Raw genomic sequence first — 14,996 nt, 5'->3', positions numbered from 1 at the left:
CCTTCGCACATGGGTGTCGGAGCGATTCCATCGACAGGCGGAGTAGAGGCGGCCATCCGGCGCGCGTCGAACGCCGTTGGCGTGGACTATGACTTCCTGGTCAAGACCGCGCGGCGCGAGAGCGCGATGAACCCGTCGGCCAAGGCCCCGACCTCGTCGGCCGCCGGCCTGTTTCAATTCATCGAACAGACTTGGCTGGGCACGGTCAAGCAGCACGGGGCCCAACACGGCTACGGCCAATACGCCGATCTGATCCATCGCGGGTCGGACGGACGTTGGCGCGTCGAGGGTTCGGCGCGTAACGTGGTGCTGGACCTGCGGTTCGATCCCCATGCGGCCTCGACCATGGCGGCTGAGTTGACGGCGTCCAATGCCGCCTATCTGCGCGGACGTACGGGCAAGGAACCGGGCGCAGGCGATCTGTATGCGGCTCATTTCCTGGGGCCGGCTGGGGCCGCCGGTTTGATGGAGGCGATGGATCGTAATCCGGGCGGCAGCGCCGCAGCGCTGTTCCCCGACGCTGCGCGGGCCAACCGCAGCATCTTCTATCGCAATGGACGCGCCGCCACGGTCGCCGAGGTCCACGCCAATCTGCAGCGCACGGCAGGCGAGGGCGCACCCGCCGCCGGAGCCGGCGAGACGAAATACGCCGTGCCGAACCTGAGCGACAAGGACCAGATGCTGGCCGCACGTCTGGATCGGCTGAAGCAGGATCAAGGCCTTCTGGCGCTATTGCTCGGTCAGGATGGATCGTCCAGCAGCGGCTTCGGCGGCGCTTTCTCGCCAAATGGCAAGGAATCGACCTGAGTCGTCGCATTGCAACCGATGGTAAACCGCCCGTTAAGCATGGCAGTCTCATTCTGGGATCAACGTCCGATTCCATCACGAGCCGTCCATGACCGCCTTCCGCGCCCGCCTGACAGAAGTGGACATTCGACGCCTGATCAAGGCGACGGACGACGATGAGCGGGCCGAAGCGGCGCACAAGCTGTGCCGCAACATGGAGCGCGCGGAACTGAATGAGGACGACCGGGCGGCGGCGCAGAAAATCCTGCGTCTGCTGGCCAATGACGCCGCCGAACTGGTGCGTCGCGCTATGGCCGTGACGCTGAAGGCGTCCGATCTGATTCCCAATGACGTGGCGCGCAAACTGGCCGGCGATCTGGACAGCATCGCCCTGCCGATCATCGCCTCGTCGCCGGCGTTCAGCGACGAGGATCTGATCGAGATCGTGCGCGCCGGATCGGTCGTGCGTCAGGTCGCCGTGGCGGGGCGGGCGCGGGTGTCGCGCGATGTCGCGACGGTGCTCGCGGCCGAAGGCTGCGAGCAGTCGGTTCGCACCTTGGCGGCGAACGACAACGCCGACCTGTCCGAAGGCGCGCTGGCGACCGTCGTGGATCGTTTCACCGAAGCGGCTGAAGTCCTGACCGCCGTAGCCTATCGCCAGGTCCTGCCGCTGCATGTGACCGAACGGTTGATCCAACTCGCCAGCGAGGCGGTGCGCGAACATCTGATCAGCCATCACGCTGTGGCTCCGGAAACGGCGATCCGTCTGGCCCAATACTCTCGTGAGCGGATGACGGTCGATCTGGTCGATCAGGCCAGCGTCAGCACCGATCTTGCGGCTTTCATGGCCCAGTTGAACGCCCGTCGCGTCCTGAACGCATCGCTGCTGCTGCGCGGACTGGCGCGGGGTCAGATGGCGATGTTCGAATATGGGTTGGCCGAACTGGCCAACACGCCCCATCACCGCGCCTGGCTGATGGTGCATGACGCCGGTCCGCTGGGGCTGAAGGCCATCTATGACCGCGCGGGTTTGCCGCCGCGCCTGTTCCAGGCCTTCCGCGCGGGCGTCGACACCTGGCGTGCGCTGGCGGCGGAGGGGATCGATACGTCGAGCGCCTATTTCCGCGATCAGATGCTGGAGCGGTTCCTGACCCAGCGTCCGGCCGTACTGCGCGACGATCTGGCCTATCTGATGGAGCGGCTGGATCAGTCGCCGTCGCTCAGCCTGACCGCCGCCAACGCGGCCTGATCCTGAGAGCCTGATTCACGGCATCGACGAGATCGCGAAGCGATTTGTTTCGACCGATCAGGCTCAAAGAAAAAGGCCCGCCGGAGACGACGGACCTTTCGCAAACGGCTGGAGGGACTTCAGCCTGCGAGGTGATCTGCGACGCGCGCTTCCAGGGTCTCGGCCAGGGCGCGGCCGGTCGGATGTTCGTCGGTCTTGATCTGGTCGCGGACCACGGCGCGGATAGCGTCGATGTGGGCGTCCAGAATGGCGATGGGCGCGGTCATGCGGCGATCAGCGTCGTCCAGCATCTTGCACAGCGAACCAGCGATGCGCGTCACCAGCGGATATTCATAGGTCGTGCCCAAGCCCTTCAGATCATGAGCGCGGAAATATAGAGCCTCTGCGGTGACGGGGGTGTAGCCCTGCTCACGGATGTCGGCCTGCGCCTTGTCCAGCTTGACGATCTCGTCGTTCAGCCACTGGCCGAACTGGGCCGACATGGCTTTCAGCGCCTCCTCTGCACGAGCGATGGCGTCGGCGTTGATGCCGAAGCCGCCGCCGACCTTGAGCCGCAGCGAGTTGGTCGGAGGGGTGATCTGCGCCGGATTGCTCATGGCGGGCTCCATAGGACGTTCACGCCAAGATACGGTAGCGGGCTTAAGAAGCCGTGACCGATCAGTTGGCGAACTGTTCGGCCATCACGCGTTCGTCGAACGACCGGCCCGCATCGAAGAGCATGGTCAGGGTGACGTCACGACGCTCGCGCACCTCGACGCGGGCGACACGGCGGACCTCGAAGTTGTCGGCGGTCGCCGAGACCGGGCGTTTGTCGGCCTCCAGAACCTCGAACCGCACCTTGGCGCCGTGCGACAACAGCGCGCCGCGCCAGCGACGAGGTCGGAAGGCGCTGATCGGCGTCAGGGCCAGGATGCGGGCGTCCAATGGGATGATCGGGCCGTGCGCCGACAGGTTATAGGCGGTCGATCCCGCAGGCGTCGCGACGAGGCAGCCGTCGCAGGACAGTTCTTCCAGCCGCACGCGCTCATCGACGGTGATGCGCAGCTTGGCCGACTGGCGCGTCTGGCGCAGCAGCGACACCTCGTTGATGGCCAAGCCGGTGTGGACCTCGCCGCTTTCGGTCCAGGCATCCATCTGCAGCGGGTGGATGACGGTCTTTTCGGCCGACGCGATCCGCTCCAGCAGACCGTTCTCGTCGTAGTCGTTCATCAGAAAGCCGACGGAGCCGCGGTTCATTCCATACACGGGCGTGCGCTGGCGCAGGTTGCCGTGCAGGGTTTCCAGCATCTGCCCGTCGCCGCCCAAGGCCACGATCACATCGGCCTCGTCTTCGGGCACGGCGCCATAGCGGGCGATCAAGGCCTTGCGCGCCGCCTGGGCTTCGGGCCGGTCGCTGGCGACGAAGGCCAATCGGGGCGACGACGGCAGGGGAGAGGAGCTTGACTGAGTCACTTGGCGACGTGGCCCGAGCAGGGGCGCAGAGTCAAACGGTCGCGGGCCTGTGCATCATCTGATGGAAGGCGCGAGAGGCGGCGTGCGCGCTCATCGGCGTCGCCTTCCAGCCGCCGTCGGCAGGCATTCCGCCCGAAAGCTTGCGCACCTCGACCAGAAGGGAGGCGAAGACAGCCTTATCCACGCCCACAGCGATGCAGGCCAGGTAAAGCGGCTCGGCGGTCGGCGCGCGGATGGCGTGATGCACCTGAGCCTCGCTGAAGCCGCCCAGGGCCGCCAGGGTTTGTTCGAACAGTTCGAAACGCTGTTCTCGTAGCGCGCGGACCAGCAGACCGGGGCGCAGCTGGCCGGCGGCTTGAAGTTTTTCCACCAGTCGTCGTTCCGCGTCGATGCGTACGCGATCCTCGGTCATCCGGGCGGACATGGCGCGCCATTCCGGGCTGCCGGCAGCCTTCGCCGCCGCGTCCTGAACCGCCGCATTCAACTGGGCGTCGTCGATGCGGAAGCGTTCGCCGATCGACTGACGCAGAGCCTGGCCGACCCATTGATAAAGCTGCTGAGCCAGTTGTTCGTTCAGCCTGGGGTGACGCGTCAACGGCGCCCGTAGGCCCGCGATGCGGCGCGAATGATCGACCAGCTTGCGCATGGCGTCTTCGCCAATGTCGGCCGTACGGTTGGACGCCAGCGCCGTCATGGTGACGGGTTCGGCGCGATCGACGATCGTGTCCACGACCGGCCGCGCCAGCTGCGGGCGCCGGGCGACGGCGATTTGATGCTCCAGCGTCGCCTCGATCAGCAGGCGTATCAAGTCGGCGTTTTGAAGAAGCGGGCTGGAGGTGATGACCGGGCGGGCGATCTCGATCTCATCCAGCGCCAGCATGTTGACCAGCGCAGGCGGCGCCCAGTCGACGCCCGCGATCCGTTCGGACAGGGCCAGTCGAATATCCCGCTCGGCCTGGGCTGTCAGAGCGAGGAAGATGTCGCTGAGCAGCGGCGCGACCTTGGGCGGCGGCGGATCGGATTCACACAACGAGGTGACCTTCAGCAGCAGGCGCTGACGGTCGTCGGCCGAACGGCTGCTGGCCAGCGCCAGAAGCTCAGACACAGTCCGGTCGTCCCAGGCGTCGCGGGGCGGCTCCAGTTGAACGACAGACAAGGCGGCTCCCCGAACCGGCGACGATGCTTAACCATATGCTTGCGTGATGAAGACCGGGTTAAGCAAGGCCGCTGCGGGGAGTGACGTCACGTCAACGGCGGCCTTGTCGGCTTGACGACGCGACCGCGCGGGGTGACGGTTTGTAAAAGCCCATCCAGAGGCAGGAGGAAATCATGGCGGACGGAACCAGTCCCTCGATCAAGTCGCGCGTGTCCGAAGCCGAATGGCAGGTCCGTGTGGAGCTGGCGGCCCTCTATCGGCTGGTCGCCTTGAACGGTTGGGACGACATGATCTTCACCCATATCTCGGCGCGCGTGCCCGGGCCGGAGCATCATTTCCTGATCAATCCCTACGGCTTTTACTTCGACGAGATCACGGCCTCTTCGCTAGTGAAGGTCGATCTGGAGGGGAACATCGTCCAGGACACGCCCTATTTCATCAATCCGGCGGGCTTCACGATCCACTCGGCCGTCCACGCCGCGCGCGAAGACGCCAAGTTCGTCATCCATCTGCATACAGTGAACGGCGTGGGCGTCGCCGCTCAGGCCGAGGGTTTGCTCCCCGTCAGTCAGAACGCGTGTTTACTGCAGCATCAGGTTGCGTATCATGGGTACGAAGGGTTGGCCCTGAACCATGACGAACGCGAACGTCTGGTCGCCGACCTGGGGGACAAACCGCTGATGCTGCTGCGAAACCACGGCACGCTGGCGGTCGGGGAAACGGCGGCTCAGGCATGGATCGGCATCTTCTTTCTGGAGAGGGCCTGCGCGCAGCAGGTTGCGGCGTTGTCTGGCGGGCGCGAGCACATCTTGCTGGCGCCGGACGAAGCGCAGGCCGAGACCAAGGAGCAGGGGCGCGGCATTGGGTTCATCTCGTCGCTGGCCTGGCCGGGCGCTCTGCGACAACTGGATCGCAAGTCGCCGGGCTACGACGCCTAGTTCCCGTCGTCGCCGGGGCGCTGGTCCTCGCGGCATTGACGCCGGCTGAAGTCGTCGCCGGCGCCTGGACCCAGCCGAAAGGCAAGGGCCAAGCCATCGTCAAATATGAGCGGCTGAGCGCCGACACAGGTTTCGACGCTGGTGGCGAGGAGCGTGATCTGCGCGGCCAGCGGCGCGACGCGACCTTGGGTCTGTTCGCCGAATACGGCGTGTCGGATCGGCTGACGCTGCAGCTCAAGGCGGACTGGCAGGACGGCGAGGACGCCTTCGTCGACTACAGCGGACGCGGCCCAATCGAAATCGGTGCGACTTGGCAGGTCTGGCGCGACGACCTGAACGCCGTCAGCCTTTACGGCGGCTATACCCAAGCCGGGGAGGGGCGCAACGCCGGCTATGCCGCGCCGGGCGTAGGCGATCACGATTGGGAGGCGCGAGTTTCGGTCGGCCGATCCCTTGGCGAGATGGGCGAGCGCTGGGGAATGGACGGCGCATTTGTCGAGCTTCAGGCCGCACGCCGTCTGCGGGACGGCTTGCCGGATGAAACCCGCATCGACGCCACGGCGGGCGCCCGGATCGGCGAGGATTGGATGATGCTGGGCCAGGCGTTCGGCGGCGCGGCCGACGGCGGCGCGCGCTGGCTGTCCTTGGAAGCCTCGGTGGTGCGTGATTTCGGCGCCTGGAGCTTGCAGGCCGGATGGAGACAAACCGTCGCAGGCCAGGAGATCCCCATCAGCAGCGGGCCCGTTCTTTCGATTTGGAGACGATTTTAGGCAAGATTTCCTCGACGGAAAATGTGATCCGGCACGTTACTGATACGTAACATTGCGCGCACTTCATTACCCGGTAATGCATGCGGCGTCCCCCTGACCGAGAGACCCCCGCGTGATCAAACGTCACTTCTTCCTCGTCGCCGCCGCCGTCCTGCTTGCCCTGATGGTCGTCGCCGCCATCGTCAAAGTCTCCGCTGGAGACGAAAAGAAGGCGGCAGGGCCGGGCGCGGGGCGCGGACGCGGGGCGCAGCAGGTGTCCGAGGCCGTCGTGGCGCAGCGACCCTTCTCGGATCAGATTCGCGTTTTGGGCGTGGCGCGCGGCGAGCGGTCGGTGAACGTCACCTCTTCGACCACCGAACTGATCACCCGCGTCCTGTTCGCGGACGGCCAGTACGTCTCGGCTGGCGCGCCACTGGTCGAACTCCAAGCGCGTGAAGAAGACGCCGCCATTATCGAGGCTCGCGCCAACGTGAATCAGGCCCAGCGTGAATACGATCGCTACAAGGCCCTGGCCGACCGGGGCGTCGCGCCCCAGGTCATGCTGGAACAGGCCGAGACCGGGTTGGAAACCGCGCGGGCGTCGTTGCAGGCGGCCCAAGCGCGTCGCGGCGATCGGGTAATCCGGGCGCCGTTCTCCGGGCGCGTCGGTCTGACGACGGTGACGCCCGGCACGTTGATCAACCCGGGCGCGGTGATCACGACGCTGGACGACACCTCGACGATCCGCGTCGATTTCCCCCTGCCTGAGCGCTATCTGAACCTGCTGCGTCCCGGCGCCCAGCTGACGGCGACGGCAGACGCCTATGGCGACGAGCCGTTCACTGGGCGGATCGCCCTGATCGACACGCGCGTCAACGAAACGACCCGCGCCGCAACCGCGCGCGCGGAGTTCCCCAACCCCGGCGGTCGGATCCGTCCCGGCATGCTGATGCGTGTGGCGGTCCAGCAGGGCCAGCGTCAGAGCGCCGCCGTGCCCGAGTCGGCCGTGCAATATGAAGGCGCCGGCGCCTTCGTCTATCGCATCGCGCCCGGCCAGAACGGCTCCACCGCCCAGCGGGTCGAGGTCGAAACCGGGGCCGTCGAGAACGGCTTTGTTGAAATCCTGTCCGGTATCGAGGCGGGCGACCGCATCGTCGGGTCGGGCCTGAACCGTATTCAGCCGGGCGCGCCGGTCAGCGTGGGCGGCCAGGGTCGCAAGTCGGGCGCCGCCAAATGATGCTGTCCGACGTTTCGGTCCGGCGGCCTGTCTTCGCGGCCGTCGCGGCCACCGTGCTGTGCGTCATCGGCGCGGCGGCCTTCTTCTTCCTGCCCGTGCGTGAACTGCCCGACGTCGATCCGCCGATCGTGTCGGTCAACACCAGCTACGCCGGCGCCTCGGCCGAGGTGATCGAAAGCCGCATCACCGAGCCGGTGGAGCAGCAGATCGCCGGCATCCAGGGCGTCGAACGCATCAACTCGACTAGCCGCGACGGACGCTCCAACGTGAACATCGAGTTCTCGCTGGACCGCAACATCGACGACGCCGCCAACGACGTACGCGACCGCGTCAGCCGCGTGGTCGGCCGCCTGCCGGACCAGGCCGACCCGCCTGAGGTGGCCAAGGCCGATTCCGACAGCCAGCCGATCATCATCGTCTTCCTGCGCTCGACCAGCATGAACCGGCTGCAGCTGACCGATTACGCTGACCGCTATCTGATCGACCGGATGGCGACGGTGCCCGGCGTGGCCCAGGTCAACATATATGGCGAGCAGCGCTATTCGATGCGCATCTGGCTGGATTCCGCTGCCATGGCGGCGCGGGGCCTGACGGTCAACGACGTCGAGACGGCCCTGACGAACCAGAACGTCGAACTGCCCGCCGGCTCGCTGGAATCGACGGACAAGGACTACACCGTCCGCGTGGCGCGCACCTACGCCCTGCCGGAAGACTTCCGCCAGTTGCCCATCGGGACGCGAGGCTCAGCCTCGGCCTCAGCGACAGTCGCCACGGGGACAGGCAGCGGCTCTTCAGCCATCATCCAGGGGCAGCCGACTTATGTGACGCGCCTTGGCGACATCGCCCGCGTCGAGGAGGCGCCGGAAGAAGACCGGCGTCTGTTCCGCGGCAACGGCATGGATCAGATCGGCCTGGCCGTGACCCGTCAGGCGCAATCCAACGACCTCGCCATCTCGGACGGCGTCCACAAGATGATCGAGGAAATCCGGCCGACACTGCCGCCGGGCGTGACCATCGAGGTCGGATCCGACAACTCGGTCTTCACTTCGCACGCGATCGACGAGGTCTGGATCACCATCGGCATCTCCATGGCCCTGGTGGCCCTGGTGAACTTCATCTTCCTTGGCAGCCTGCGAGCCGCGCTGATCCCCTCCATCGTGGCGCCGATCTGTCTGCTGGCGACCTTCATCGTCTTGGCCCCGCTAGGCTTCTCGCTGAACCTGTTGACTTTGCTGGCCCTGGTTCTGGCGATCGGCCTCGTGGTCGATGACGCCATCGTGGTGGTCGAGAACATCCAGCGCCGTCTGGATCTGGGCGAGCCGCCTCTGGTCGCCGCCGAACGCGGCGCGCGCCAGGTCTTCTTCGCGGTCGTGGCCACCACCATCGTCCTGCTGTCAGTGTTTGCGCCGCTGCTGTTCCTGCCGGGCTATGTCGGACGTCTGTTCGTCGAACTGGCCGCAGCGATCGCGGCGGCCGTGGCCTTCTCCGCCTTCCTGGCGCTCAGTCTGTCGCCGATGCTGGCGTCCAAGATCCTGCGCCCTGCTCATGGCGGCGGCTGGGTGGCGCGCAAGGTCGACTGGGGTATGGACCGGCTGAAGTCGTCCTATGGCCGGTCGCTGGAGATGCTGTTGGGCCGTCGCATCGCCGTGATCGGCGTCGGCGCCCTGATCCTGCTCGTCGCCGCAGGGGCGGGCGGCATCTTCCTGACCCTGCCTAACGAATTGGTGCCGGACGAGGATCGCGGCCGGGTCACGGTGCGCGTCGCCGGGCCCGAGGGCGCGGGCTTCGACTATACCCGCAAGATCATGCTGGGGCTGGAGCCTCTGCTGGCTGAATACAAGACGAGCGGCGAGGCCGACAGCTATCTGGTGTCCGCGCCCGGCTTCGGCGGCGGCAGCTTCAACTCCGGCAACGCCGTCCTCACGCTCGCCGACTGGTCCAAGCGCGACCGCTCGGCGGCCGAGATCGCTCAGGAACTGAATGGCAAGCTGCGCGGCCAGACGGGCGCCCAGGTCAACGCCTCGACCCCCGGCGCCTTCCAGCGCGGCGGCGGCAACTCCAACTCCATCGAACTGATCGCGACCGGCAGCGACTACCAGCAGATCTACGCCTGGCTCCAGCCGATGCTGGCCGCAGCCCAAGCCAATCCTGGCTTCTCGCGTCCACGCCTGAACTATGAGCCGAACTCGCCGCGTCTGCTGGTCGATGTCGATCCGCAGAAAGCCGCCGCGCTGGGCGTTTCCTCCCAGTCGATCGGCCGCACGCTGGAGACAATGTTTGGCTCTCGCCGCGCCACGACCTACATCAAGGGTGGTCAGGAATACGATGTCATCCTGCAGACCGAGCGCGACAATCGTCGCGAGGTCGCCGACCTGGAAGCCCTGTATGTTGCAACCGGGGGCGGCCAACTCGTGCCGCTGTCGGCCGTGGTCACGACCAAGACCAGCGGGGACACGCCGGACCGTCGCCGTCTGGATCGGCAGCGCGCGATCTCCCTGCAGGCCGACCTCAATCCCGGCACCACGATCGACGACGCGATTCAGTTCCTGAACGCCGAGGCGGCCAAGCAGCCGCAAGGCGCCGTCGTCACCCAGTGGGGTGGGGCGGCGCGCGATCAGCAGGAAGCGGGCGGGGCGGTGTTCGCAGCCTTCGGTTTGGCGCTGTTGCTGGTCTTCCTGGTTCTGGCGGCCCAGTTCGAGAGCTGGATCACGCCTGCGGTCATCATGTTAACGGTGCCGCTGGCGGCGGCGGGCGGGCTTTTCGGCCTGCTGATGGCGGGCTCCAGCCTGAACATCTACAGCCAGATCGGCCTGATCATTCTGATCGGCGTGGCGGCCAAGAACGGCATTCTGATCGTCGAGTTCGCCAATCAGCTGCGCGACCAGGGGCGCTCGATCAGGGAGGCGATCATTGAGTCGTCGTCCTTGCGTCTGCGTCCGATCATCATGACCTCGATCGCAACCGCCTTTGGCGCCCTGCCGCTGGTGCTGTGGCAAGGCGCAGGCGCCGGCAGCCGTCAGACGATCGGCGTAGTGATCTTCACCGGCGCCATCTTCGCCACCGTCCTGACCCTGTTCGTGGTGCCGGTGATCTATGGTGTCCTGGCGCGCTTCACCAAGTCGCCGGAATGGACCGCCCGCAAGATCGAGGAGTGGGAGGCTCAGGAACTGCGCGAAGGCGGCCCCAAGGAACTGCCCGAGGTCTGACGGATCAGGCGGCGGGCGCCGCCTCCGGCTTGTAGCCCGTCTCCACCTTCAGGAAGGCGATGACGTCGCGGCGATCCGCGGCGTCGGGCAGACCGGGGAAGGTCATCTTGTTGCCGGGCAGGAAGGTGCGCGGGTTTTCAAGCCAGTGGTCCAGCTTCTCGGCGTCCCAGGTGAAGTTCGCCGTGCGCATAGCGTTGGAATAGTTATAGCGCGGACGGTCTCCCGCCTTGCGGCCGAACACACCGTACAGGTTTGGCCCCGCCATGTCCGGGCCGCCTTCACCGATGGTGTGGCAGGCGCGACAGCGCGCAAACGCCCGGCGCCCGTTCTCGAGATCGCCCGCATTGTAGGGGGCGGGCAGGGAGGCCAGAAGCGTCGCCTTTTCCGCATCCGTCAGCACGTGAACCGGCGCGGCAGGCGTAGTTGTGGACGGTTCGCCCTGACCACAGGCGGCCAACGCCAAAAGAGGGGCCAGAAGAAGGGGGGCGACGAGGGCGTGGCGGGGCATGGCGGCTTCCTGTTTGCCTTGTGATAGCGCAACGCATCGGCGCGGCAATTGGTCAAGCTGTCCTGCTGGACGTAGGCCCCTCGCACCTGATAATCAGTGTCAAAGAAACGCGGAGCCGTTGGGGAGCGGCCTCGCCCGTGCGAGCGTAGAATTGACCGACACCATAAAGTTGAGCCAGGCCCGACGCGGCGATCGCGGCGTCATCGTTCAGGTGGGCGCCCATTGTCACCATCAGGGCGAGGCGGTCGAGTTGGAACGCCGTCTGCTGGAACTGGGCTTCGTCGAAGGCGCGCAGATCGAACTGCTGCATGAAGGTCTGTTCGGACGCGACCCGATCGCCATGAAGGTGGACGACATGCGCGTGGCCCTGCGTCGTCACGAGGCGGAAAGCCTGTCGATCCGGCTGGGCGCCGCCTGATGGACATTGCGCTGAAGACGGCTCGCGTCGCGCTGGTCGGCAATCCCAACAGCGGCAAGACGGCTCTGTTCAACGCCCTGACCGGGGCTCACCAGAAGGTCGCCAACTACGCCGGCGTGACGGTGGAGCGCAAGGAAGGCCTGATCCGCGCCGCCTCGGGCCGCACGATGTCGGTGCTGGACCTGCCCGGCACCTATTCCCTGCGCGCGCGCAGCCCGGACGAGGAGGTCACGCGCGACGCCGTCCTGGGGCGATTGGCCGGCGAGACGCCGCCCGACGTGGTGGTCTGCGTCGCCGACGCCACCAATCTGCGCCTGGTCCTGCGCCTGATTCTGGAGCTGAAGGCCGTGGGACGGCCGATGGTTCTGGCGTTGAACATGTACGACATCGCCCAGCGCCAGGGCCTGCGCATCGATTTGGAGCGATTGCGCGCCGAACTGGGCGTGCCGATCATCACCACCGTGGCCACGCGCAAGCGCGGCATCGACGATCTGGTCGCCGCCATCGAGGACCAGGCCGCTGTCGCGGCCGTGACCGAAAGCCAATGGCGCAGTCCGGACTCCGCCGAGCTACGAGCCGCCGCCCGCGAAGCCGAGCGGATCATGAAGGCCTGTGTCCGGCCGCCTGAACGGCCCGACACCCTTACCGGCAAAATCGACTCGGTGCTGCTGCATCCGGTCGGCGGGCTGCTGATCCTGTTCGCCCTGCTGTTCGTGATGTTCCAGGCCGTGTTCAGCTGGGCCGCGCCCGTAATGGACGGGATCGAGGCCGGCATCGCCTGGTTGGGCGGCTTGGTCGCCAACGTCCTGCCCGACGGTCTGCTGCAAAGCCTGATCGTTGACGGGATCATTTCCGGCGTCGGCAGTGTGCTGGTGTTCCTGCCGCAGATTTTGATCCTGTTCCTGTTCATCATCGCGCTGGAAGATTTCGGCTATATGGCCCGCGCGGCCTTCCTGATGGACAAGATCATGGGCGGGGCGGGGCTGCACGGCCGGGCCTTCATTCCGCTGCTGTCCAGCTTCGCCTGCGCCATTCCCGGCGTCATGGCGGCGCGGGTGATTGATTCCCGGCGTGACCGCCTGACCACCATCCTGGTCGCCCCCCTGATGACCTGCTCGGCGCGCATCCCGGTCTATACGCTGATCATCGCCGCCTTCATTCCGAACGAGACGGTCTGGGGCTTCGCCAACCTGCAAGGCCTTGTGATGTTCGGCCTCTACGCGGCCGGCATCGTCAGCGCCCTGATCGTGTCCCTGCTGATCCGCAAGGTGTTCTGGCGCGGCGCGGTCGAGCCCTTTATGATGGAGCTTCCGGCCTACAAGACGCCGGACCTGCGCAGCGTGGGCTTCAACCTGTGGCTCCGGGCTAAGATCTTCCTGAACCGGGCGGGCCGCATCATCCTGCCATTGGTAATCATCTTGTGGGTGCTCTCGACCTTCCCCTATCCGCCCGAGAATGCGACCTTGCCGGCCATCGACTATTCGTTCGCGGGCATGATCGGCCGGGCGCTTGAGCCGATATTCGCCCCTATCGGCTTCAACTGGCAGATGGTCATCGCCCTGATCCCCGGCATGGCGGCGCGTGAGGTCGCGGTGGCGGCGCTGGGCACGACCTACGCCATCGCTGACGCCGAAAATGCGACGGGCCTTCTGGCGTCGACCCTGGCGTCGCACTGGTCGTTGGCGACGGCCTTGTCCTTCCTGGCCTGGTACATCTTTGCGCCCCAGTGCGTGGCGACCTTGGGCGTCGTGCGGCGCGAGACCAACTCACTGAAGTGGACCTGGATCATGATCGGCTACATGTTCGGTCTGGCCTATCTGGCGTCGCTGGTGACCTATCATGTGGCGGTGGCGCTCGGAGGCGGTTAAGCCTGAGCGGTTCGCCGCCTTCGGGACGTCTTGATGAATCCTGTACTCGCCGCCGCCGTCATGGGCGGGCTGGGCATGATCGTCGGCAGCTTCATCGCCGCCGTCAGCGTTCGCCTGCCGCGCGACGAGGACGTCGTCTTCGCGCGCTCGCGGTGCCGGGGCTGCGATCAAATACTACGCCCTTGGGAGCTTGTGCCGGTCTTTAGCTGGCTTGGCTTGCGCGCTCGGTGTGCGCGATGCCACACCCGAATTTCGCCGCGTTATCCCCTGATCGAACTGGCGTCGGCCGGTATCGGCATCTGGGCCGGCCTGTGGGGCGCGACAGGCGGCGCCTCGACATTCATGATCGCCGCCACAGCCGTTCTGGGTTGGCAGTTGTTGCTGATCGCCATCGTCGACGGCGAACACTTCTGGCTGCCGGATAGTCTGACGCTGCCCTTGATCTCGACAGGGGTTACGGTCGCCCTGATTCTGGATTGGGGCCTCGGTTTTTCCCATCTGATCGGTGCGGCTGTCGGGTTTTGTGGTCTGTGGCTGGTCGGTTGGCTCTACCAACTCGTCCGAAAGCGTCAGGGACTGGGGGGAGGCGACCCCTTCCTGTTCGCGGGGGCAGGGGCCTGGGTTGGCTGGATGGGCCTGCCCAGCGTGCTGCTGTGGGCCTGCGCGGTCGGGCTCAGCGTGGTCTTCGGCATTCTGGTGGTCCGGCGCAGCGTCAGCGGATCAGAGAAGCTGCCTTTCGGCGTCTTCCTGGCCGTCGGGATCTGGATGACCTGGCTGTATGGGCAGTTGGGCCTCTAACGTCCGGTCGTCAGCTTGACGATAATAATGGCCGCCGTATCCAGAATGGCTTCGGGCGTATCGGCCCGTCGCAGAAGATCGAAACTGGCCGCCGTCGATTCGGCGATCGAGGCGATCTGATACGAGGCCAGCCGCGGACTATAGTCCTTGGTATGCAGGCCGCTGGCGTGGGCTTGGGCCACGCGACGTTCGATGGACAGGTGCAGCCGGCGCAAACGGCGCACCCGGCTTTCGACGAAGGCGGCGTCGCCATTGTCGGCCAGCATATGTTCGACACGCAGCACCTGACCGTGGCTGCGCCAGATGGCCATCACATCCAGAATGAAGGCGCGCGCGATGACGAAGGCCTTGTCGCCCGGCCAGTCGGCCTGGAAATGCGCCGCCAGCCCCTGAAAATCCGCTGCGGCGACCTCGCACAACGCCAGAACAGGTTCTTCGACCGTCTTGAAATAGGTGTAGAAGTTGGAAGGCGATACACCAGCGGCCGAGGCCAGATCGGCGACGCGAATTTCACCGTAATGCCGCTCGTTCAACAGGCGTTGGGTCGCGTCGAGGATCGCCTGGCGGGTTCTGCCGCCTCGCGCACCGATCTTGTGGCCCAGCTTGTTGGTTGTGTCGGCCATGTCCCCGA

14 protein-coding genes are annotated in these 14,996 nt (G+C 66.1%); 9 read left to right on the top strand and 5 right to left on the bottom strand.

Annotation, left to right across the window (positions count from 1 at the left end):
• The first annotated feature begins 9 nt into the window (after positions 1 to 9).
• Both BVE01S_RS00460 and spbR read left to right on the top strand, forming a co-directional pair.
• Positions 10 to 807 carry a transglycosylase SLT domain-containing protein gene (locus tag BVE01S_RS00460; protein ID WP_066622889.1) on the top strand — a complete coding sequence of 266 codons (798 nt, stop codon included), beginning with the start codon at positions 10 to 12 and terminating at the stop codon, positions 805 to 807.
• A gap of 88 nt (positions 808 to 895) precedes the next feature.
• On the top strand, positions 896 to 2,035 hold the full coding sequence (spbR, locus tag BVE01S_RS00455) for a SpbR family protein (RefSeq protein WP_066622886.1): 1,140 nt from the start codon (positions 896 to 898) through the stop codon (positions 2,033 to 2,035).
• Between the two features lie 119 nt (positions 2,036 to 2,154).
• Here spbR and BVE01S_RS00450 read toward each other — a convergent pair whose 3' ends face one another.
• From BVE01S_RS00450 to BVE01S_RS00440, 3 genes are all read right to left on the bottom strand, one after another.
• The gene (locus BVE01S_RS00450) at positions 2,155 to 2,631 is read right to left on the bottom strand and encodes a hypothetical protein (RefSeq protein WP_055754927.1); all 477 of its coding nucleotides are present in this window, start codon (positions 2,629 to 2,631) and stop codon (positions 2,155 to 2,157) included.
• 61 nt (positions 2,632 to 2,692) lie between these two features.
• Complete coding sequence (locus BVE01S_RS00445; RefSeq protein ID WP_244878333.1) at positions 2,693 to 3,487, bottom strand: NAD kinase; 795 nt, start codon at positions 3,485 to 3,487, stop codon at positions 2,693 to 2,695.
• Between the two features lie 31 nt (positions 3,488 to 3,518).
• Positions 3,519 to 4,643 (bottom strand): DUF2336 domain-containing protein, encoded by a 1,125-nt coding sequence (locus tag BVE01S_RS00440; protein WP_066622883.1) that lies wholly within the window; start codon positions 4,641 to 4,643, stop codon positions 3,519 to 3,521.
• A 173-nt stretch (positions 4,644 to 4,816) separates the two neighbouring features.
• On the opposite strand from BVE01S_RS00440, the gene BVE01S_RS00435 reads away from it, so the two are divergent.
• From BVE01S_RS00435 to BVE01S_RS00420, 4 genes are all read left to right on the top strand, one after another.
• Entirely contained in the window at positions 4,817 to 5,581 is a 765-nt protein-coding gene (locus BVE01S_RS00435) for a class II aldolase/adducin family protein (protein ID WP_055754843.1), read from the top strand.
• A 35-nt stretch (positions 5,582 to 5,616) separates the two neighbouring features.
• Complete coding sequence (locus tag BVE01S_RS00430; RefSeq protein WP_240612081.1) at positions 5,617 to 6,351, top strand: hypothetical protein; 735 nt, start codon at positions 5,617 to 5,619, stop codon at positions 6,349 to 6,351.
• A 112-nt stretch (positions 6,352 to 6,463) separates the two neighbouring features.
• Entirely contained in the window at positions 6,464 to 7,567 is a 1,104-nt protein-coding gene (locus tag BVE01S_RS00425) for an efflux RND transporter periplasmic adaptor subunit (protein ID WP_066622880.1), read from the top strand.
• Positions 7,567 to 10,773, top strand: a complete 3,207-nt coding sequence (locus BVE01S_RS00420) for an efflux RND transporter permease subunit (RefSeq protein ID WP_066623310.1) — start codon at positions 7,567 to 7,569, stop codon at positions 10,771 to 10,773. Before BVE01S_RS00425 ends, BVE01S_RS00420 begins: the two co-directional genes overlap by 1 nt.
• Positions 10,774 to 10,777: 4 nt before the next feature.
• Here the strand turns inward: BVE01S_RS00420 and BVE01S_RS00415 are convergent, their stop codons facing one another.
• Positions 10,778 to 11,281: a c-type cytochrome gene (locus BVE01S_RS00415; protein ID WP_066622877.1), complete on the bottom strand. Its 504-nt coding sequence runs from the start codon at positions 11,279 to 11,281 to the stop codon at positions 10,778 to 10,780.
• A 151-nt stretch (positions 11,282 to 11,432) separates the two neighbouring features.
• On the opposite strand from BVE01S_RS00415, the gene BVE01S_RS00410 reads away from it, so the two are divergent.
• Genes BVE01S_RS00410 through BVE01S_RS00400 form a run of 3 tightly spaced genes read left to right on the top strand, consistent with a single transcriptional unit; the run spans position 11,433 to position 14,365 of the window.
• Complete coding sequence (locus tag BVE01S_RS00410; protein WP_055754847.1) at positions 11,433 to 11,699, top strand: FeoA family protein; 267 nt, start codon at positions 11,433 to 11,435, stop codon at positions 11,697 to 11,699.
• Positions 11,699 to 13,567 carry a ferrous iron transporter B gene (gene feoB, locus BVE01S_RS00405; protein WP_066622874.1) on the top strand — a complete coding sequence of 623 codons (1,869 nt, stop codon included), beginning with the start codon at positions 11,699 to 11,701 and terminating at the stop codon, positions 13,565 to 13,567. The genes BVE01S_RS00410 and feoB overlap by 1 nt, the downstream gene beginning before the upstream one ends.
• Before the next feature lie 33 nt (positions 13,568 to 13,600).
• A complete protein-coding gene (locus tag BVE01S_RS00400) occupies positions 13,601 to 14,365 on the top strand; it encodes a prepilin peptidase (RefSeq protein ID WP_066622872.1) in 765 nt (254 codons plus the stop codon).
• On the opposite strand, the gene BVE01S_RS00395 is transcribed toward BVE01S_RS00400, so the two are convergent.
• A complete protein-coding gene (locus BVE01S_RS00395; protein WP_066622870.1) occupies positions 14,362 to 14,988 on the bottom strand; it encodes a TetR/AcrR family transcriptional regulator in 627 nt (208 codons plus the stop codon). The genes BVE01S_RS00400 and BVE01S_RS00395 overlap by 4 nt on opposite strands.
• Positions 14,989 to 14,996 lie beyond the last annotated feature (8 nt).

This window comes from Brevundimonas vesicularis NBRC 12165 (assembly GCF_001592205.1).
Classification (GTDB): Bacteria; Pseudomonadota; Alphaproteobacteria; order Caulobacterales; family Caulobacteraceae; genus Brevundimonas; species Brevundimonas vesicularis.
Note: the sequence above shows the minus strand (reverse complement) of the source record. Positions and strands in the feature narration are given on the sequence as shown.